The sequence below is a fragment of the Pseudomonas maumuensis genome (assembly GCF_019139675.1).
Classification (GTDB): domain Bacteria; phylum Pseudomonadota; class Gammaproteobacteria; order Pseudomonadales; family Pseudomonadaceae; genus Aquipseudomonas; species Aquipseudomonas maumuensis.
In genome coordinates this window covers 3,630,815-3,650,882 of record NZ_CP077077.1, presented here as the reverse complement: position 1 = coordinate 3,650,882, position 20,068 = coordinate 3,630,815, and the positions used below count along the sequence as shown (strand labels likewise).

Annotated in this window: 17 protein-coding genes; 6 read left to right on the top strand and 11 right to left on the bottom strand. The window is 66.2% G+C overall.

The window, feature by feature from the left end; translation table 11 throughout:
• Nucleotides 1-5: 5 nt before the first annotated feature.
• Nucleotides 6-1,403, bottom strand: coding sequence for a purine-cytosine permease family protein (locus KSS90_RS16160; RefSeq protein ID WP_217866387.1), 1,398 nt, complete (start codon nt 1,401-1,403; stop codon nt 6-8).
• 260 nt (nt 1,404-1,663) lie between these two features.
• On the opposite strand from KSS90_RS16160, the gene KSS90_RS16155 reads away from it, so the two are divergent.
• A complete protein-coding gene (locus KSS90_RS16155; protein WP_217866386.1) occupies nt 1,664-2,557 on the top strand; it encodes an EamA family transporter in 894 nt (297 codons plus the stop codon).
• 7 nt (nt 2,558-2,564) lie between these two features.
• Here the strand turns inward: KSS90_RS16155 and KSS90_RS16150 are convergent, their stop codons facing one another.
• The 4 genes from KSS90_RS16150 to KSS90_RS16135 all read right to left on the bottom strand — a co-directional run bounded on the left by KSS90_RS16150 (nt 2,565) and on the right by KSS90_RS16135 (nt 5,677).
• On the bottom strand, nt 2,565-3,149 hold the full coding sequence (locus KSS90_RS16150; protein ID WP_217866385.1) for a LysE family translocator: 585 nt from the start codon (nt 3,147-3,149) through the stop codon (nt 2,565-2,567).
• Between the two features lie 49 nt (nt 3,150-3,198).
• Nucleotides 3,199-4,029, bottom strand: coding sequence for an AraC family transcriptional regulator (locus KSS90_RS16145; protein WP_217866384.1), 831 nt, complete (start codon nt 4,027-4,029; stop codon nt 3,199-3,201).
• A gap of 78 nt (nt 4,030-4,107) precedes the next feature.
• A complete protein-coding gene (locus tag KSS90_RS16140) occupies nt 4,108-4,722 on the bottom strand; it encodes a LysE family translocator (RefSeq protein WP_038706363.1) in 615 nt (204 codons plus the stop codon).
• Nucleotides 4,723-4,756: 34 nt separating this feature from the next.
• A complete protein-coding gene (locus tag KSS90_RS16135; protein WP_217866383.1) occupies nt 4,757-5,677 on the bottom strand; it encodes a LysR family transcriptional regulator in 921 nt (306 codons plus the stop codon).
• A gap of 103 nt (nt 5,678-5,780) precedes the next feature.
• Here KSS90_RS16135 and nfsB point away from each other — a divergent pair, with 103 nt between their 5' ends.
• Entirely contained in the window at nt 5,781-6,434 is a 654-nt protein-coding gene (nfsB, locus tag KSS90_RS16130; RefSeq protein ID WP_217866382.1) for an oxygen-insensitive NAD(P)H nitroreductase, read from the top strand.
• Between the two features lie 26 nt (nt 6,435-6,460).
• Here the strand turns inward: nfsB and KSS90_RS16125 are convergent, their stop codons facing one another.
• Nucleotides 6,461-7,381, bottom strand: a complete 921-nt coding sequence (locus tag KSS90_RS16125) for a LysR family transcriptional regulator (protein WP_217866381.1) — start codon at nt 7,379-7,381, stop codon at nt 6,461-6,463.
• A 111-nt stretch (nt 7,382-7,492) separates the two neighbouring features.
• Here KSS90_RS16125 and KSS90_RS16120 point away from each other — a divergent pair, with 111 nt between their 5' ends.
• The gene (locus tag KSS90_RS16120) at nt 7,493-8,680 is read left to right on the top strand and encodes an MFS transporter (protein ID WP_217866380.1); all 1,188 of its coding nucleotides are present in this window, start codon (nt 7,493-7,495) and stop codon (nt 8,678-8,680) included.
• Between the two features lie 3 nt (nt 8,681-8,683).
• Here the strand turns inward: KSS90_RS16120 and KSS90_RS16115 are convergent, their stop codons facing one another.
• From KSS90_RS16115 to KSS90_RS16105, 3 genes are all read right to left on the bottom strand, one after another.
• Nucleotides 8,684-9,316, bottom strand: a complete 633-nt coding sequence (locus KSS90_RS16115; protein ID WP_217866379.1) for a LysE family translocator — start codon at nt 9,314-9,316, stop codon at nt 8,684-8,686.
• 103 nt (nt 9,317-9,419) lie between these two features.
• Nucleotides 9,420-10,427, bottom strand: a complete 1,008-nt coding sequence (locus KSS90_RS16110; RefSeq protein ID WP_110701497.1) for an aldo/keto reductase — start codon at nt 10,425-10,427, stop codon at nt 9,420-9,422.
• 109 nt (nt 10,428-10,536) lie between these two features.
• The gene (locus KSS90_RS16105; protein ID WP_217869809.1) at nt 10,537-12,072 is read right to left on the bottom strand and encodes an FAD-dependent oxidoreductase; all 1,536 of its coding nucleotides are present in this window, start codon (nt 12,070-12,072) and stop codon (nt 10,537-10,539) included.
• A gap of 180 nt (nt 12,073-12,252) precedes the next feature.
• Here KSS90_RS16105 and KSS90_RS16100 point away from each other — a divergent pair, with 180 nt between their 5' ends.
• Genes KSS90_RS16100 through KSS90_RS16090 form a run of 3 tightly spaced genes read left to right on the top strand, consistent with a single transcriptional unit; the run spans nt 12,253 to nt 17,942 of the window.
• A complete protein-coding gene (locus KSS90_RS16100) occupies nt 12,253-13,395 on the top strand; it encodes a MexC family multidrug efflux RND transporter periplasmic adaptor subunit (RefSeq protein WP_217866378.1) in 1,143 nt (380 codons plus the stop codon).
• A gap of 15 nt (nt 13,396-13,410) precedes the next feature.
• Complete coding sequence (locus tag KSS90_RS16095; protein WP_217866377.1) at nt 13,411-16,539, top strand: multidrug efflux RND transporter permease subunit; 3,129 nt, start codon at nt 13,411-13,413, stop codon at nt 16,537-16,539.
• Nucleotides 16,539-17,942: an efflux transporter outer membrane subunit gene (locus tag KSS90_RS16090; RefSeq protein ID WP_217866376.1), complete on the top strand. Its 1,404-nt coding sequence runs from the start codon at nt 16,539-16,541 to the stop codon at nt 17,940-17,942. The genes KSS90_RS16095 and KSS90_RS16090 overlap by 1 nt, the downstream gene beginning before the upstream one ends.
• 108 nt (nt 17,943-18,050) lie before the next feature.
• On the opposite strand, the gene KSS90_RS16085 is transcribed toward KSS90_RS16090, so the two are convergent.
• Both KSS90_RS16085 and mobA read right to left on the bottom strand, forming a co-directional pair.
• On the bottom strand, nt 18,051-19,286 hold the full coding sequence (locus tag KSS90_RS16085) for a hypothetical protein (RefSeq protein WP_217866375.1): 1,236 nt from the start codon (nt 19,284-19,286) through the stop codon (nt 18,051-18,053).
• Nucleotides 19,287-19,472: 186 nt separating this feature from the next.
• The gene (gene mobA, locus KSS90_RS16080; protein ID WP_217866374.1) at nt 19,473-20,048 is read right to left on the bottom strand and encodes a molybdenum cofactor guanylyltransferase MobA; all 576 of its coding nucleotides are present in this window, start codon (nt 20,046-20,048) and stop codon (nt 19,473-19,475) included.
• Between the last annotated feature and the right edge of the window lie 20 nt (nt 20,049-20,068).

The following is a 20,068-nucleotide window of genomic DNA, read 5'->3' as shown; positions in this document are numbered from 1 at the left end:
TCAGCTCAATGGGTCTGCGGCACGATGATGCTTGCCGGTGCCTGGGCCGCCCGACGGCGCGCCACGCAGTAATACAGCACGCTGGGTACCACCAGGCCGATCAGCCACGACACGTCCACGCCGCCCAGGTGCGCGACCATGGGCCCGGTGTACAGCTTGGTGTCGATGAACGGCATCTGCACCAGCACGCCGAAGGTGTACACGCCGATGCCTGGCCAGTTCCAGCGTCCGTAGCGGCCATCCGGGTCGGCCAGTGCCGGAATGTCATAGCGTTCCTTGGTGATGAAGTAGTAGTCCACCAGGTTCACCGCGCTCCAGGGCACGAAGAAGGTCAGCAGGAACAGGATGAACGACTTGAACGCGCTGAGGAACGAGTGCTGCCCGAGCAGCGCGACCAGGGTCGCCGCGCCGACGATGCCGAGCACGAACACCAGGCGCTGCACGCGGCTGATCTGCAGGTGGCCACGGAAGCCGCTGATGATCGTGGCGATGCACATGAAGCTGCCGTAGCTGTTTAGGGTCGAGATGGTCACCTTGCCGAAGGCGATGCAGAAGTACAGCAGCGCCGCCGTGGTACCGGCACCGCCCAGGCCGACGATATAGGCCACCTCGCGGCCGGAGAACTGGCCACCGGCGATGGCCGCGGCGAACACGCCGAGGATCATCGAGGCCTGGGCGCCGAGCACCGAACCCAGGCCGGCGGCGAGGAAGGTCTTGAGTGGCGAGGTGTGGCTGGGCAGGTAGCGCGAGTAGTCGGCCACATAAGGGCCGAAGGCGATCTGCCAGGAGGCGGCCAGCGACACCGCGAGCAGGAAGCTGGCCCAGCTGAAGTGGCGGTTGTCGAGCAACTGGCCGATATCGGCCAGCATCAGGATGCGGCTGAACAGGTAGACGAAGGCGATGATCCCCAGCACGCTGGCCACCCGGCCGATCCAGTGGATCACCCGGTAGCCGGCCAGGGTCGCCAGCACGATCACCCCGGCGAAGATGAGGATGCCGGCGCTGTCGCTGATGCTCAGCAACTGGCCGATGGCCTGGCCGGACAGCACCGTGCCGGTGGCGGTAAAGCCCAGGTACATCAGGCACACCAGGGCCATGGGGATGGCCGCGCCGTACACGCCGAACTGCACGCGGCTGGAAATCATCTGCGGCAGCCCCAGACGCGGACCTTGGGCGGCATGCAGGGCCATCACCGCGCCGCCGACCAGTTGCCCGAGCAAAAGGCCGATCAACGACCAGAACACGTCGCCGCCCAGCACCACGGCCAGGGCGCCGGTGACGATCGCGGTAATCTGCAGGTTGGCTCCCAGCCACAGGGTGAATTGGCTGTAGACGCGTCCATGGCGCTCAGACTCGGGGATGTAGTCGATCGAGCGGCGCTCGATCACGGGTTTGCTGGACATCGGGGAGGCTCCGCTTCGTTGTTTTTGTGAAAGGCGGCGGCCATCGGCGGGACGCAGGGCGGATGGCCGAAGCCCGATATGAGCATGTATATACAAGTCTGGTCAAGTGAAGCTTGCGCAGGGTTCTCCGGGCGTTCGCCGGCCATCACAGCCGACTGTTACACAAGGCTGGTACGCAACTGTGCTGGTCCGCGGCGACGTGATGCCCGTATGCTGTAACCAAATATGTCTATAACAAGCTTGAAGAAGGAATGCCTGCAATGCCACTCAAGGACCTGCTGATCGCCCTGGTGGTGATCATCGCCTGGGGCGTCAACTTCGTGGTCATCAAGGTGGGGCTTGACGGCCTGCCGCCGATGCTGCTTGGAGCCCTGCGTTTCCTCCTGGTGGCCTTCCCGGCGGTGTTCCTGATCAAGCGCCCGAACCTGCCGTGGCGCTGGCTGATCGCCTATGGCGCAACCATTTCCCTGGGCCAGTTCGCCTTCCTTTTCCAGGCCATGGCCAGTGGCATGCCGCCTGGGCTGGCCTCGCTGGTACTGCAGTCTCAGGCGTTCTTCACCCTGGGCTTCGCCGCCATGTTTCTTGGCGAGCGGCTGCGCCTGGCCAGTGTGCTCGGCCTGCTGGTGGCCGCCAGCGGCCTGGCGGTGATCGGCAGCGAAGACAGCGGCCACGTGCCGCTGGTCGCGCTGCTGCTGACCCTGTGCGGTGGCGCCATGTGGGGCATGGGCAACATCATCACCCGGCGTTTCGGCCAGGTGGACCTGGTCGCCCTGGTGATCTGGGGCGGGCTGATTCCGCCGCTGCCGTTCCTGGCACTGTCGTGGTGGCTGGAAGGCCCCGAGCGCATTGGCCATGCCCTGGCCAACATCGGCTGGAGTTCGGTGCTGGCCCTGGCGTACCTGGCGTTCGTCGCCACCATGGTCGGCTACAGCCTGTGGAGCAAACTGTTGTCGCGCCACCCGGCGGGCAAGGTGGCGCCGTTCTCGCTGCTGGTGCCGGTGGTGGGCCTGAGCTCCGCGGCGCTGTTGCTGGGCGAGCGCCTGAGCGAGGCGCAAGGCTGGGGCGCGCTGCTGGTGATGCTGGGCCTGTTGATCAACGTGTTCGGCCCGCGCCTGGGGATACGCCTGCGCACCGCCAGCGCCGGGCGCACCTGAGCGGCGCTCATACCAGCAAGGCCGACCAGGCCGACACCAGCAGCAACCCCGCCAGAGCCTGGTTGAACAGGCGCAAGGCCCGCGGCGAGCGCAACCAGCGTGTACTGCCGATGCCCATCAATGCCCAGGCGGTCATGCTGGGCAGGGCAACCAGCAGGAACACCAGGGCCAGCCAGCCCATCGGCAGTGCCGGGGTGGCGAACAGCCCGACCATCGCCACCGCCGTCACCCAAACCTTGGGGTTGACCACCTGCAGGGTGGCGGCGCTCAACGGATCGAGGCCGCCCTTGCTGCCCGCCAGCAAAGGCGCACCGGCGCTGCGCAGCATCTTCCAGGCCAGCCAGCTGAGCCACAGGGCGCCGGCCCAGCTCATGGCCATTTGCGCCAAGGGGTAGCGCAGCAGCAATGAGCCCAGCCCCATTCCCACCAGCCACACCACCGCCGCCGCCGCGCAGCAGGCCGCCACTATCGGTGCCAGGCTGGCGCGCAAGCCGCGCCGGGCACCGTGGGCGAGGATCAACAGGTTGGTCGGGCCGGGGCTGATGCTGGCGGCCAGGGCAAACAGGATGAAGGGCAACAGCGAGTGCGACATGGTCATGGCTCCGTGTGATCGAAGCACCATGGTCGCGGCCAGCGCGTGTTCAGTCTGGAAGGTTTGAGCAGCGCTTGCGGTAGTCCGCCGGGGTCAGCCGGTAGGCGCGGCGGAACCAGCGGCCCAGGTGGCTCTGGTCGGCGAAGCCCAGGGCGGTGGCGACGCTGGCCGGCGTTTCGCCCAGGGCCAGCAGCCGCCGCGCGCGGGCCAGGCGCAGCTGGATCAGATAGGCATGCGGCGCCAGGCCGAAGGCTGCCTTGAACGCCCGGGTCAGGCGGAAGCGATCGACGCCGCAGACCTGTGCCAGTTCGGCCAGGCCGATGTCCTGGTCCAGGTGCGCGTGCAGGTAGTCGCGGGCCAGTTGCGCACTGAGCGGCAGGCGTGGATCGGGGTCCAGGCGTTTGCGCCAGTGCAGATGGCCGGTGAGGCCGGCCAGCAGGTCGTCCAGGGCGGTCTGGCGGACGATGCGCAGGTCGCCGTGATGCACCGCCTCGAAGGCCCGGGCGGTGGCGCCGGCCAGGCGCGGATCCTGGTGCAGCAGGGTGCCGAAGCTGGGCAGGGCGCCTGAGGGGGCGTGCTCGAACAGGGCGCGCAGCTCGGTTTCCAGCCAGTTGGCGTCCAGGTACAGGGTCGAATAGGTAAAGCCTTCCACGGTCGGCGCATGGCCGTCATGCAGGTCGCCTGGCTCGAGCACGAACACCTGGCCGGGCGTGCTGCAGTGGCGCTCGCGGCGGCAGTTGAACTGCTGCACACCCTGTTCGGTCACCCCGACCAGGAAGCTGTCGTGCCAGTGCGGGTCGTAGGCGTGGCCGGTGAAATGGGCGCGGACCGACTCGATGCCGGTGTCGGCGTCCTGTCTGAGGTCGATCCAGTTGCTCATGGGGGCGGGCCGTGTGGGTGGTCGATGGATGACCTTAACGCACAAACGGCCCGGGCGTTTAGAACGATTGTGCAGCCTTCAGCGCTGCGCCAGTGCCAGGTTGAGGCCAAGCCCGGCGAATGAGGCGGCGAAGCCGCGGCGCAACCAGGCCTGCACCTTCGGCGAGTCGATCACGGCGCGGCGGAACAGGTGGGCGAGCAGGCCATAGAGGACGAAGACGACGAAGGTCATGGCCATGAACACAGCGCTGAGGCTGAGCATCTGCACGGTCGCGGAGCCGGCCTGCGGGACGATGAACTGCGGCAGGAAGGCGAGGAAGAACAGCGTCAGCTTGGGGTTGAGGATATTCAGCAGGCAGGCTTTGATCACCAGTTGGCTGGCGGCGGCGGGGGTGGCGTGCGCGTCCACGGCGAAGGCCGCACGGTCGCGCCAGGTGGCGTAGGCCAGGTACAGCAGGTAGGCGACGCCGGCGAACTTGAGGCCTTGGAAGGCCAGGGCGCTGGTGTGCAGCAGCGCCGAGAGCCCCAGCACCGAGGCCAGCAGGTGTGGGACGATGCCCAGGGTGCAGCCGGTGGCGGTCCACAGGCAGGCGCGTCGCCCGGCCACCAGGGCGCTCGATACGGTGAGGATGACTCCGCTGCCGGGGATCAGCACGATGATCAGCGCGGTGACGAGAAATTCCAGGCTCGGCATGAATGACAGCTCCTTGCGGTCGGGGGTGGATGCACTATACGCCCGGCGACACCGGCTGCAACATGTCGTCCGGGCGCAGTGCGGCGAAACGTTCGCGCAGCCACAGGTGCAACTGGGCAACGGCGGGGGTGAGCTGCTTGCGGTGCGGGCACACCAGGGTCACTGGGGTCAGCTCGCCGGGGTATTCGGGCAGCAGCAGCTCCAGCTCGCCGGCGGCGACATCGGCGCTGACATCCAGCCACGACTTGTAGACGATGCCTTCGCCTTCCAGCGCCCAGCGTCGCACCACGTCGGCATCGTCACTGAACAACGGCCCGCGCACCTGCACGGTGCGGTTGCCCAGGCGCCATTTGTCGTACACCCGGCTTTGCTGCAGGTACAGCAGGCAGTCGTGTTGCTGCAGGTCCTCGGGGGTCAGCGGGCGGCCATGGCGCGCCAGGTAGTCCGGAGAGGCCGCCAGCACCCGGCGATTCCATGGCGCCAGGGGCAGGGCGATGTAGTTGGCGTCCTCGTTCTGGCCGTAGCGGATGGCGACATCCACCGGGTCGCGGTACAGGTCGGCCAACTGGTCGGAGAGGAAGAAGCGCAGGCCCAGCCCCGGGTGCTCGCGGCGAAATGCACTGAGCCAGGGCCGCAGCAGGTTGCGGCCCATGTCCGAGGGCGCCGCCACTTGCAACACACCGCGCAGGCAGCTGTGGCTGCCATGCAGGTCCTCGCGGCCCTGGCGCAGGGCATCGATCACGCGCTGGGCGGTGGGTAGGTACAGCTCGCCTTCGGCGGTCAGGCGCAGGCTGCGGGTGGTGCGGGCGAACAGCCGCACATCGAGCTCGCGCTCCAGGCGCTTGATCGCCGCGGCCACCTGGCCGGGCAGCAGGTCGGCCTCGTGGGCCGCGGCTGTGAAGCTGCCCAAGGCGCTGGCACGGGCGAACAGTTCGAGGTCGTTGATGCGCAGCATTTTCACTCCGGGGATGAAAGTGTTGCTGCATTGTGCTGGTTTTTCTTTGCGGTCGGGAAGATAAGATGCCATTCATTCACGAACCCTTGAGGAATTGCCCTAGATGGACACCGTTGCCCTCGCCAAACGCCGTTACACCACCAAGGCCTACGACGCCAGCCGCAAAATCCCCCAGGCCACCATCGACGCGTTGCTCGAGCAGTTGCGCCACAGCCCGTCCTCGGTCAATTCGCAGCCCTGGCACTTCGTCGTGGCCGACAGCGCCGAAGGCAAGGCGCGCCTGGCCAAGGCCACCGATGCGCGATTCGCCTACAACAGCCCGAAGCTGCGCGATGCCTCCCATGTGATCGTGTTCGCCGCCCGTACCAACATCACCGAAGCCCATCTGCAGGCGGTGCTGGCGCAAGAGGCCGCCGATGGCCGCTTCCGCACTGAGCAGGCCCGCGATGTCCAGGACCAGACCCGCCGCGGTTATGTCGACCTGCACCGCCATGACTTCAAGGACTTGCAGCACTGGATGGAGAAGCAGGTCTACCTGGCCCTGGGCACCGCGCTGCTCGGCGCCGCCGCCCACGGCCTGGACGCCACGCCGATCGAAGGCTTCGATGCCAAGGCCCTGGATGCCGAACTGGGCCTGCGCGAGCAGGGCTACACCAGCGTGGTGCTGCTCAGCCTGGGCTACCGCAGCGAGGAGGATTTCAACGCCGGGCTGAGCAAGTCGCGGTTGGCGGCGGGGCAGGTATTTACCTTCCTGTGAGTATCGGCAGTGGCGCTTGAGCTGGGTCAGCCCTGAATCAGCGGCCCCAGGCGCTCGGCCAGGGCCTGGACCATCGCGCTCACCTTGGGTAGGTGTCCGCGGTTGCGGCGCCAGGCCAGGTTTATCGGCAATCCTTCCATCGCGTACGCCGGTAGTACCTGCTGCAGCGTCCCTTCATCGAGCTGGCGCTGGACCAGCCAGGTCGGCAACTGGGCGATGCCGTGCCCGGCGCTGACCGCCAGCGCTTGCCCTTCGGCATCGCCGATGGCCAGGCGCCCGGGCATGCCGCGCAGCTGCGTCAGGCCCGGGCGGGCGCCGGCAAAGTGCAGGGCCGGCGTGCTGCCGTCTGCGCAGGCATAGAGTACGCAGCCCTGGGCCTGCAGTTGCTGCAGGTCATGGGGCGTGCCGTGGCGGGCCAGGTAGGCGGGGGCGGCGCAGAACACCAGGCGCTGGCTGCCCAGGTAACGGTGCTCGATGCCCGGCTGCCAGGCCTGCGGTCCGCCGATGCGCACGACGATGTCGATGCCGTCCTCGACCAGATCGACGAAGCGGTCGGAGAGGGTGATGTGCGGTTGCAGCCGTGGATGCCGCGCGGCGAAGTCCAGTACGGCGGGGAGCCCGTGCAGACGGCCGAAGGTGGCCGGCAGGTCGATGCGCAGCTTGCCGCAGGGCGTCTTGTGTTCATCGTTGAGGGCCAGTTCGGCTTCCTCGATGTCCGCCAGCACGCGGGTGCAGGTGCGGTAGTAGTCGGCGCCGCTGTCGGTCAGGGCCAGGCGCCGGGTGGTGCGTTCGAACAGGCGCACCTGCAGGCGCTTCTCCAGGCGCGCGATGCCCTTGCTCACGGCGGAGCTGGTGAGGTTCATGCGTTCGGCGGCGGCGATGAAGCTGCCAGCGTTGGCCACGCTGACGAAGAAGTCGATGTCCTTGAGGCGTTCCGAGGCAGACATGGCAAGGCCTTCGATTGCTGAACTAGATTCACTTGATAAGGGAATAAGTACCAGTAATCGGAGCCATATTCCAGATTAAGCTGGCCTGCCATTCATCAAGGATCGCAGTCGATGTCCACCCCCAGCTTGACCCACGCCACCCTCACGCGCCCGACGCCGCGTACGGGGCTGTCCATTGGACTGTTCGCCATCGGCGGCTTCGCGGTACTGACCACCGAATTTCTGATTCTCGGCCTGCTGCCGGCGCTGGCCCGCGACCTTGGCCTGTCCGTCGCGGGCGCGGGCCAGTTGGTCACGCTGTTCGCCGTGACCGTGATGCTGTTCGGGCCGCCGCTCACCGCCTGGCTGTCGGCGATGCCGCGCAAGGGACTGTTCATCGCCATCCTGCTGGTGTTCGCCGCGTCCAACGCGCTGTCGGCGCTGGCGACGAACATCTGGGTGCTGGCATTGGCACGCTTCATCGCCGCGCTGGCCTTGCCGGTGTATTGGGGCACCGCCAGCGAAAGCGCCGGGCAATTGGCCGGGGCGGGGCGCGAGGGCTGGGCGGTGTCTCGGGTGTACCTGGGCATCACCGCCGCATTTGTCTTCGGCATCCCATTGGGCACGCTGGCTGCCGGGCTGGTCGGCTGGCGTGGCAGTTTCGCCTTGCTCGCCGGGCTGTGCCTGCTGGTGGCGCTGTTGATGTGGGCGTGGCTGCCGACTGTGCCGGCGGCACCCGCCCGTGCGCCGGGGGAGCGGCAGACGGTGATCCTCAAGGACCGCCGTTTCATCGCCCATGTGCTGCTCTCGGCGCTGGTGTTCACTGCCATGTTCACTGCCTACACCTACCTGGCCGAGACGCTCGAACAGCTGGCCGCCGTGCCGACCGGCGAAGTGGGTTGGTGGCTGATGGGCTTCGGCGTGGTCGGTATGCTCGGCAACGGCCTGGCCGGGCGCATCGTCGATCGCAGCCCGCTGCGGGCAACCCTGCTGCTGTTGGCGATGCTGGCGCTGGGCATGGGCGCGGTCACCCCGTTGATCGACACGGCGTGGCTGTTGGGTGGCGCGCTAGTGCTATGGGGCATCGCCTACACGGCGCTGTTCCCGGTCTGCCAGGTGCGGGTGATGCAGGCCGGCGCCAAGGCCCAGGCCCTGGCCGGAACCTTGAACGTTTCGGCGGCCAACGCCGGTATCGCCGCTGGTGCGGCGTTGGGCGGCGTGGCAATCCAGGCGCTGGGTCTGGGGGCCCTGGGCTACGTAGCCTGCGGGTTCGCCGTGCTGGCGATGATCGCCACCCTGGCCATGCTGGCGAGCGAGTGAGGCCTACACCGCCCGGGTGTTGAGCAGACGCACGCCCAGGCCGATGAACAGCGCGCCGCTGGCTCGCTTGAACCAGGCCGCCAGGGGCGAAGCCTTCAGGCGCAGGCCGAAGCGCCAGGCGGTGAAGCAGTAGAAGGAATGCACCAGGCAGACGATCAGCGAGCCGCTCAGGTACATGGCCGCGAACTGGCCGAAGATCGGCCGCCCGGGCTCGAGGAACTGTGGCAGGAAGGCGCAGAAGAACACCAGGGTCTTGGGGTTGCTCGCCGAGACCAGGAAGGCTTCCACGGCGATCCGCCATTGCGTCTGGGGCGGCGTCGCGGCCAGCTGCGCCGTTGGGGCGATGGGGGCTCCTTTACCCAGCAACTGGCGCAGGCCGAGGTAGATCAGGTAAGCGGCGCCGGCCAGCTTCAGCACCAGGAACGCCGTGGGCAGCGAGATCAGCAGGGCGCCCACGCCCATGGCCACGGCGGTGATCGTCAGCAGTTGCGCGGTGAGGTTGCCGAACAGGGTCATGCCCATGCCGGAAGGGCCGTAGCGCAATGCATTGCGTACGGTGAGCAGCACATTTGGGCCGGGGATCAGCGAGGTGAGCAGGTAGGCGAAGGAAAAGGTCAACCAGAGGTGCAGGGCCATGGAGCGCGTCCTTTGCGCTGGGAAAGACACACAATGCCAGTAATCGGGGCGGGCCACCATGGGCACAGCTGAGGGAGCGGGCTTGCCCGCTCCCGAAGCCCGTTCAGCGCGCCAGGCGCCCGCTGACGAAGTGGGCGACATCGTTGAAGCCTGGGGTCGAGGCATGGCCCGGCGTCACCAGCGAATCGATGAAAGCTTCGTCCTCCGCCGTGACCTTCACCTCCAGCGCGCCGGCATAGGTGTCCCACTGCGCCTCGGTGCGCGGCCCGACGATGGCCGAGCTGACCAGGCGGTTGTTCAGCACCCAGGCGATGGCGAACTCGACGATGCCCACGCCCTTGGCCTCGGTATAGGCATGGATCTTCTGGGCGATGGTCAGCGATTCCTGGCGCCATTCCACCTCCATGATGCGCTTGTCCTGGCGCCCAGCACGGCTGCCTTCGTCGGGAGTGGAGCCTGGCGCGTACTTACCGCTGAGCACGCCACGGGCCAACGGGCTGAACGGCACCACGCCCAGGCCATGGTAGGCGGCGGCGGTCAGTTGCTCGGGCTCGGCCTGGCGGTTGACGATGTTGTACAGCGGCTGGCTGACCACCGGCTTGGCCACGCCGAGCCTTTGCGCCACGTTGCAGATCTCGGCGATGCGCCAGCCGCGGAAGTTGGACACGCCCCAGTAGCGGATCTTGCCTTGTGCCAGCAGGTCGCCGATGGCGCGCACCGTCTCTTCCAGCGGTACCGAATGGTCCTCGCGGTGCAGGTAGTAGATGTCCAGGTAGTCGGTGCCCATGCGCGTGAGGGTGGCCTCGATGGCATTGAACAGATGCTTGCGCGACAGGCCGCTGCGGTTCGGCAGGCCATCGACCGGGCCATAGCCGGCCTTGGAGGCGATGATCCACTCGTGACGGTTGCGCGCCACCGCCTCGCCGACGATCTCCTCGGAGCGCCCGCCATTGTAGACATCGGCGGTGTCGACGAAGTTGATGCCCTGGTCCCAGGCCTTGTCGATGATCCGCAGCGAGTCTTCGGTACTGGTCTGTTCCCCGAACATCATGCTGCCGAGGGTGAGTGCCGAGACTTGCAGGCCAGAATGGCCGAGGGGGCGGTAGATCATTGCAGATAATCCTTTTCTGGTGCCGCGAGAGGGGTTCCCCTCTTTTACACAGTTCCGCCCTGCTTTGAAAGTGCGGGCCAGGTGCCGTTTCCAGGGGCTGGCGAATGGCTCATCGCTCCGGCCATGCATCGATCAGCTCACGCGCCTCGCGGCTCGACAGCGGCCGCTTCATGCGCTGCGACAGCACGGCCATGGCCCGTGAATAGCCCTTGGCGACCACCGCTTCGACCTGATCGTCCAGGCATTGCAGGGCGATGAAGTCGCCCTGTTCCGGCGTGCCGACGTACTCGATGCGGTTCCAGCCGCTGGCATGCCCGAGCACTTCATAGGTGTACCCGTGGTGGTAGGTCCAGAAGAACGGCACATCGTCGTAGCGGCGCCGCTCGCCGAGCATGTTGGCGGCGGCGATCACGCCGTGCTGTTGGGCCAGGCGCCAATGCTCGATGCGCACCGGGCGACCGGCCAGGGGGAAGGTGGCGATATCGCCGGCTGCCCACAGGCCGTCGGCGGCCTGCAGGTGCGCGTCCACCGTGAGCGAGTGGTCTTCGGCCAGGGGCAGGCCCAGGACGAAGCGGGTGGCCGGGGTGACGCCGGTGCCCAGCAGCACCAGCGCGGTTTCCAGGCGCTCGCCGTTGGCCAGCAGCACGGCCTCGACGCGCTCATGACCGTCGAAGCCGAGCACCTCGGTCGGCCCGTGGAACTGCACACCCTTGCACTCATGCAGCTCGCGCAGGGCCTGGCCGATGCGCTCGCCCAATTGCCGGGCCAGCGGGATGGCACGGCGTGTGACTACATGCACCTGCAAGCCGTACTTGCGCAGGGCGCTGGCGGCCTCCAGGCCGATGAAACCGTCACCGACGATCACCACCGGCTGGCCTGGCTCGGCCAGGTCGAGCAACTGGGCGGCATCGGTGCGCGAGCGCAGCACGCAGATGCCGGGCAATTGCACGCCGGGAAGCTGGGGGCGGCTGGGCTTGCCGCCGGTGGCCAGCAGGGCGGCGTCGTACTTCAACTGCTGGCCGTCGGCCAGGCTGATCAGGCGCTTGCCGGCATCCAGCGCGCGTACCTTGCCGTGAATGCGCTGCAGTTGGCCTCGGCGCAGGTCGACTGGCGCGAGCAGTGAGGCTACTTCGTCCACCGGCATCTGCCCGGCGATGACGAACTTGCTCAGGGCGGTGCGATCGTAGGCGTTCGGCTGTTCCTGGTCGATCCACAACAGGCGGCCGGCAAAACCATGGTCGAGCAAGGTGGCGATGGCGGCCGCCCCGGCGGCGCCGGCGCCCACCACGACGAAGGTGCGTGCGTCGCGGTGGCGCGGCGCATCGGCCTCGGGCAGTGGCTGGTCGTCTACCCATACCTGGCCGTCCCTGACCTCCACGGCATGCCGGCGCAGGCCGGTCAGCGCCGGGGGCTCGCACACGGCGCCCTCGTCCACGGCAAAGGCGGCCTTGTGCCAGGGGCAGATCAGCAATCCACCACAGACCGCGCCTTGTTCCAGTGGTGCGCCCTCATGCGGGCAGTTGGCCTGGTAGGCACGCACCCGCTCACCCTGGCGCACCAGGACGATGTCTTCGGTGCCGGCCTGGACGCGCAGGGGACGGTGTTCTTCGAGTTGGTCGAGGCTGGCCACGGCATGGAAGGTCATGGGGAACTCCTCAGGGGATGTGTTCATTTGACGCCCACCATGGGCCCGGGCTGCGGTCAGCCGACGATCGGAGGTGCTGATTACAACTTTTCACAAAAACTTCAAATGAGACTAAATTGACTCAAATCAAATGTGTAAGTACCATTCGCGCCAATTTTAGTTAACGGCTCGGGTGAGTTCATGAGCAATTTGCGTGCAATAGGGATGGCCAGCTGGCTGGCAGTGGCGGTGGCACTGGCCGGCTGCGGAGCGGCTGAAGAACAGCAGGCCGCGACTGAAATGGCATTTCCGGTGGAGACCGTGACGCTGGCCAGTGAGCAACTGGCCCTGGCCTCGACCCTGCCGGGCCGGGTCGAGCCGATGCGGGTGGCCGAGGTGCGTGCCCGGGTGGCCGGCATTGTCCTGCACAAGCGTTTCGAGGAAGGCGCCGACGTCAAGGCCGGCGATGTGCTGTTCCAGATCGACCCGGCACCGTTCAAGGCCGCCCTGGCGCGCGTCGAGGCCGACCTTGCGCGGGCCCAGGCGGTGCAGCAGGAGGCCCAGGCACGGGTCAAGCGCTATGAGCCGCTGGTCAAGATCGAGGCGGTCAGCCAGCAGGACTTCGACACAGCCAGCGCCGAGTTGCGCAGCGCCCAGGCGGCCGTGCGCTCGGCCCAGGCCGACGTGCAGACCGCGCGCCTGAACCTGGGCTATGCCACGGTCACCGCGCCGATCTCTGGCCGCATCGGCCGCGCCCTGGCCACCGAAGGCGCCTTGGTCGGGCAGGGCGACGCCACCTTGATGGCGCGCATCCAGCAGCTCGATCCGATCTACGTCGACTTCACCCAGTCCGCCGCCGAAGCCCTGCGTCTGCGTCAGGCCCTCAAGGACGGCGCGCTCGGCGCTGGCGACGACAAGGCGCTGACGGCCCAGGTGGAAGGCACCGACTACCAGCGCCAGGGCGCGCTGATGTTCACCGACGTGGCGGTCGACCGTGGCACCGGCCAGGTCACCTTGCGCGGTCGCTTTGACAATGCCGACGGCATCCTGCTGCCGGGCATGTACGTGCGCGTGCGCACCCCGCAGGGCACCGACCAGCAGGCGATCCTGGTGCCGCAGCGCGCGGTGCAGCGCGGTAGCGACGGCGAGGCGCGGGTGCTGGTGGTCGGCACCGGCAACCTGGCCGAGGCGCGTAGCGTGCGCACCGGCGGGATGCACGGCTCGCGCTGGCAGATCACCGAAGGGTTGCGCGCCGGTGACCAGGTCATCGTCGGCAGCCCCGCCGGCCTTGCCCCTGGCATGCCGGTGGTACCGGCGCAGGCTCAACAAGCCGCAGCGCGTTAAGGCGAGGGTAGCGAGATGTCCAAGTTCTTCATCAATCGGCCGAACTTCGCCTGGGTCGTGGCGTTGTTCATTTCCCTGGCCGGCCTGCTGGTGATCCCGGCGCTGCCGGTGGCCCAGTACCCCAGCGTGGCGCCGCCACAGATCTCCATCACCGCCTCCTACCCGGGCGCCTCGGCCAAGGTGCTGGTGGAGTCGGTGACCAGCATCATCGAGGAGTCGCTCAACGGCGCCAAGGGCCTGCTGTACTACGAGTCCACCAACAACTCCAACGGCGTGGCCGAGGTGCTGGTGACGTTCGAGCCCGGCACCCAGCCGGACATGGCCCAGGTCGATGTGCAGAACCGCCTGAAGAAGGCCGAGGCGCGCATGCCCCAGGCGGTGCTGACCCAGGGGCTCAAGGTCGAGCAGGCCAGCTCCGGCTTCCTGCTGATCTACGCCTTGACCAGCAAGGCCGGTGATCGCGGTGATACCACGGCCTTGGCCGACTATGCCGCACGCAACATCAACAACGAGCTGTTGCGCGTACCGGGTGTGGGCAAGCTGCAGTTCTTCTCTTCGGAAGCGGCCATGCGGGTCTGGGTCGACCCGCAGAAACTGGTGGGCTACGGCCTGTCCATCGACGACATCAACAACGCCATCCGTGGCCAGAACGTCCAGGTGCCTGCCGGCAGCTTCGGCAGCACGCCGGGGGCCAGCGAGCAGGAACTGACCGCGACGCTGGCTGTGCAAGGCACCCTGGAAACGCCGGAGGCGTTCGCCGCCATCGTCCTGCGCGCCAACCCGGACGGCTCCAGCGTACGCCTGGGCGATGTGGCGCGCATGGCCATCGGTAGCGAGAACTACAACCTGTCCTCGCGCCTGGATGGCAAACCGGCCGTGGCCGGCGCCGTGCAGCTGGCACCTGGCGCCAATGCCATCCAGACCGCGACGCTGGTCAAGGAACGCCTGGCCGAGCTGTCGCAGTTCTTCCCGGAAGGTGTTGAATATTCGGTGCCATACGACACCTCGCGCTTCGTCGATGTGGCCATCGAGAAGGTCATCCACACCTTGATCGAAGCCATGGTGCTGGTGTTCCTGGTGATGTTCCTGTTCCTGCAGAACGTGCGCTACACCCTGATCCCGTCGATCGTGGTGCCGGTGTGCCTGCTGGGTACGCTGATGGTCATGAAGCTGCTCGGTTTTTCGGTGAACATGATGACCATGTTCGGCATGGTGCTGGCCATCGGTATCCTGGTGGACGACGCCATCGTGGTGGTGGAGAACGTCGAGCGGTTGATGGCCGAGGAAGGCTTGTCGCCAGTGGAGGCCACCATCAAGGCGATGGGGCAGGTGTCCGGGGCGATCATCGGCATCACATTGGTGCTGGCGGCGGTGTTCCTGCCGTTGGCATTCATGTCCGGATCGGTCGGGGTGATCTATCAGCAGTTTTCCGTATCGCTGGCGGTGTCGATCCTGTTCTCCGGCTTCCTCGCCCTGACCTTCACCCCGGCACTGTGCGCCACCCTGCTCAAGCCGGTGCCCCATGGCCACCATGAAAAGGGCGGCTTTTTCGGTGCCTTCAACCGCGCCTTTGCCCGCGTCACCGAGCGCTACTCGGTGATGAACAGCGCCCTGGTGGCCCGTGCCGGGCGCTGGATGCTCGCCTACGTCGGTATCCTGGTGGTGCTTGGCTACTCCTACCTGCGCCTGCCGGAGGCCTTCGTGCCAGCGGAAGACCTGGGCTACAGCATCGTCGACGTGCAGCTGCCGCCCGGCGCCAGCCGGGTACGCACCGACCACACCGCCGAGGCACTGGAAAAGTACCTGATGTCGCGCGACGCGTTGGCCAGCTCGTTCATCGTCAGCGGCTTCAGCTTCTCGGGCCAGGGCGACAACGCCGCGCTGGCGTTCCCCACCTACAAGGACTGGTCCGTGCGCGGCAAGGAGCAGTCGGCAGAGGCGGAAACCGCAGCCATCAACGCCCAGTTCGCGGCCAATGGCGACGGCACCATCACCGCGGTCATGCCGCCACCGATCGACGGCCTGGGCAACTCCGGCGGTTTCGCCCTGCGCTTGATGGACCGTGGCGGCCTGGGGCGTGAGGCGCTGCTGGCTGCCCGTGACCAACTGCTGGCCCGTGCCAACGGCAACCCGGTGATCCTCTACGCGATGATGGAGGGCCTGGCCGAGGCGCCGCAGCTGCGCGTGCAGATCGACCGCGAGAAAGCCCGCGCCCTGGGCGTGAGTTTCGAGACCATCAACAGCACCCTGGCCACCGCCTTCGGTTCGGCGGTGATCAACGACTTCACCAATGCCGGGCGCCAGCAGCGCGTGGTGGTGCAGGCCGAGCAGGGCGAGCGCATGACCCCGGAAAGCGTGCTGCGCCTCTATGCGCCGAACGCCCAGGGCGAGCAGGTACCGTTCAGTGCCTTCGTCACCACCCGGTGGGAAGAGGGCCCGGTGCAACTGGTGCGCTACAACGGCTACCCGTCGATTCGCATCGCCGGTGACGCCGCGCCCGGCTACAGCACCGGCCAGGCGATGGCCGAGATGGAGCGTCTGGTCAGCGAGCTGCCACCGGGGATCGGCTATGCCTGGACCGGCCTGTCCTACCAGGAGAAGGTCTCCAGCGGCCAGGCCGCCGGTCTGTTCGCCCTGGCCATCCTGGTGGTGTTCCTGCTGCTGGTGGCGCTGTATGAAAGCTGGGCCATTCCGCTGACAGTGATGCTGATCGTGCCGATCGGCGCCTTGGGCGCGGTCTGGGCGGTGCTGCTCACCGGCATGCCCAACGATGTGTACTTCAAGGTCGGCCTGATCACCATCATTGGCCTGGCGGCGAAGAACGCCATCCTGATCGTCGAGTTCGCCAAGGAACTGTGGGAGAAGGGTTACAGCTTGAGCGACGCCGCCATCGAGGCCGCGCGCCTGCGCTTCCGCCCGATCGTGATGACCTCCATGGCCTTCATCCTCGGCGTGGTGCCCCTGGCCATCGCCACCGGCGCCGGCGCGGCGAGCCAGCGCGCCATCGGTACCGGGGTGATTGGCGGCATGCTCAGCGCCACCCTGTTGGGCGTGGTGTTCGTGCCGATCTGTTTCGTCTGGGTGCTGAAGCTGCTAAAGCGCAAGCCGGCCCCTGTGCAACACGCTGTCGAGGTGGCGAAGTGATGGTCATGGGTAAATGTGTACTCCCGTTCGCGCTGGCCGTTACCCTGGTCGGCTGCTCCCTGGCACCGACCTACCAGCGCCCGGAGGCGCCGGTGGCGGCTGCCTGGGGCGATGCCGCCGGCCATCATGGCAAGTCGGTGGAGCAGCTGGACTGGCAGGCCTTCATCGTCGATCCGGCCTTGCGCCAGCTGGTCACCACGGCACTGAACAACAACCGGTCCCTGCGTCAGACCCTGCTCGATATCGAGCAGGCCCGAGCGCAATACCGTATCCAGCGGGCCGATCGGGTACCAGGCCTGAACGCCGGTGCCTCTGGTAACCGCCAGCACCTGCCGGCGGACCTGTCGAACAGCGGCAGGGAAGGGGTCAGCAGCAGTTACCAGGTGGGGCTGTCGCTGCCAGAGTACGAAGTGGACCTGTTCGGTCGGGTCAAGAGCCTGAGCGATGCGGCGCTGGAGCAGTACCTGTCCACCGAGGAAGTCGGCCGTGCCGCGCGCATCGCGCTGATCGCTGATGTCAGCCAGGCCTACCTGACCCTGGACGGTGCTGAACGGCGCCTGACGCTGACTCGCCAGACCCTGGCCAGCCGCGAGGACTCGCTGGCCCTGGTCGGCCAGCGGCGAGGCGCCGGCACGGCCACGGCGCTGGACCATCAGGAAGCGCTGGGGCTGGTCGAGCAGTCACGGGCCGAGCTGGAAGGCATCGTGCGCGAGCAGCGCCAGGCCTACAACGCCCTGGTGCTGCTGCTGGGCAGTGCCGAGGCGGCCAAGTCGATTCCGGCCGAACGGGCAGAGGCGCCGATGGTCCTGCAGGACATCGCCCCAGGCGCGCCGTCGGCGCTGATCGAGCGCCGCCCGGACATCCTCGCCGCCGAGCACCGGCTGCGGGCGCGCAATGCCGATATCGGCGCGGCGCGGGCGGCGTTCTTCCCGCGGATCAGCCTGACCGGCAGTTTCGGCACCTCCAGCGCGCAGATGTCCGGGTTGTTCGACGGCGGCTCGCGTAGCTGGACGTTCATGCCGCAACTGTCGCTGCCGCTGTTCGACGCCGGGCGCAACAAGGCCGGGCTGAGCCTGGCCGAGGCGCGCAAGGATTCGGCGGTGGCCGCTTACGAAGGCACGATCCAGAGCGCCTTCCGCGAAGTGGCCGACGCCCTGGCCGCCACCGATACCTTGCGCCGCGAGGAAGCCGCGCGGCGTGCCCTGGCCGACACCAGCCGGGCGACCGTGGCGCTGGCCAAGGCGCGCTATGAGGGCGGGGTGGACAACCACCTGCGTTACCTGGATGCGCAGCGCAACGGTTATGTCAATGAAGCGGCGTTCATCGAGGCCAGCACCCAGCGCCAGCTGGCCCTGGTCGATCTGTTCCGTGCCTTGGGCGGTGGCTGGCCGGCCCAAGGTTGAAATGCCTCCTTTGGTTGGGAAGTCCAACCGCTTGGCCTCGGAGGCGTGTGCTCCGAGGCCATTTTTTTCTTCATCTACCGTGGCGGCGCGTTTGAGCGCGGAGCGTTATCACTTCTTCCTTGGATACCAGGCTTCCACCTCAAATCTTCGCTCATTGAAACGGCGAGCGACATCGTGGTGCTCGACAGTTCCCACTGGGGTGCCGAAAATATCCAACCTGGGGTTGGAAAAATAGATAACGAAGTATGTGGGGCGATCCTCGTCCGCAACAATTTTTCCCATTAACGTTATAAGATTTTCTCCCATGAAATCAAATTCATAGGCGAATTGATAACCTGGCTCCAGTACTGGCCCCGGCTTCCACTCATGCCGTGCCCCCATTAGGTGGCCAAGTTGGTGGTTCACGGTTATGGAGTCAGGTGAGAAGCCGACAACTGCAAAGGCGGTCGACTGTCTGGCGTCTTGGAAGGGCCTATGCGGTGGGTCCTCCAGGGGGGTTTGCCATCGTGAGACAAGCACTAAATGAGCGCTTAGGTCATAGCGCGCGTCATCTATCTGTCTGCCGATGGCTGTTGTGGTGTCTGTGAGGCGCTTTAGCAGGTCGGTATTTTTATAGTCCTCTGTGAACGTAAATTTACGGACGCCGGCGTACTCATAGGTCATATCGATCTTGCTGACTCCTAAAACCCCGTTGCTTCTCTCCAGGCTATCCTTGAATGCCTCGTCTAACTCGTCGACGAAATCACTCTCATAGTTTTGCCATATAGACGGTGCAATTAGGTGGAGAACCCCGATTTTACTACTGTCAGCATGAGAGGGGTATTGCTTTGGCACCGCCTCCGCCTCCGCAGGTGCAGGGTCTTCAATAGGTGTACACCCTATTTTGGCGGGATTGCTGACGCTGAACAATACTTGAGTATCGTTTCCAAGAAATTCCAGACGATATAGCTGGCCCGCTACATAGATCTCGCCTCTAAGTCGGTTTTCATATCGGCTTAGAAAAATATTGTTGAGGGAGGCTAGTGCTAGTTCCTTGGGTGAGGTTAAGCCGGAGGTACGATCCGGCCGCATGGATCCATGCCAGTAAGGTCGGCCTCCTGGCTTTTGAGAAAAACGGTCCAGTCCGAACGTTAGGACTTTTCTGTCCGGTAGCGAGAGGAAAATTTCCTGGGTGTGCGCAGAGACGATGTCGGCATTGACCTTGATGACATGCGTATCGCCTGCGGCAAGCTCAGGGAATCGCTCGATATAGAACTGCCACTCCTTGGAAGTAAGGCGATCACGAAGTGATTGATTATTTTCTCTCTGGGGGAACTCATAGAGTTGCTTTGATGGGTTCGACATCGGCTGTACTCCAGTTGTGGAGATTTGATGTAAAACCGATCGCATCCAATGCGCAACTAGCAGAATTACCAGGTCATAGCATGCATGAGCTTGGTTGAAGTGCTTTCCAGCATTTGTTTTTTGTGCGAAAACTGATTTTTCGCCTACAGTCGATATGCATTGCCTGGCTCGGACCCGCGATAAAATTCAACCCGATAGCAAGTCCGGGCTGTTGAAGTTGCTCAACCGCGCATCGTTCTCGGCACACGCCAACCCCTGCACATTCGCCTGCAGCAAGGCCTTCTGCAAACTCCGCTCGCCCGCCTGCCAGGCCTGTTCCAGCAGGGGCAGCACACGCCGGGGCAGGACGCTGAACATCGGTTGCCAATATCCCCCCTGGCGTACCATGGCCGCGCTGTCATGCGCCACCGCCAGCCGCAGCAGGTCCTCGACCAGCGCCCGGTCGATACGCGGCGCATCGCAGGCCAGCAGCACCACCCAGTCGTGTTGCGCCACCTTGAGTCCGCTGATCACGCCAGCCAGCGGGCCGGGAAAGTCCGCCTCGGCGTCCGTGACGAGCTGGTCGGCGTAGGTCGCGTAGGCCGCCTGGTTGCGGTTGCAGGAGATCACCAGGTCATCGCTCAGCGCCCGCACGGCGCGTTGCACATGCGCCACCAACGGCTCGCCGCGCCAGGGCAGCAGCCCCTTGTCGCGCCCGCCCATGCGCTGGCCACGGCCGCCGGCAAGAATAAGGATGGAGCAGGGGGGAAGAACGTCGGGCATGAAAAAGGGTTCCGGGCAGT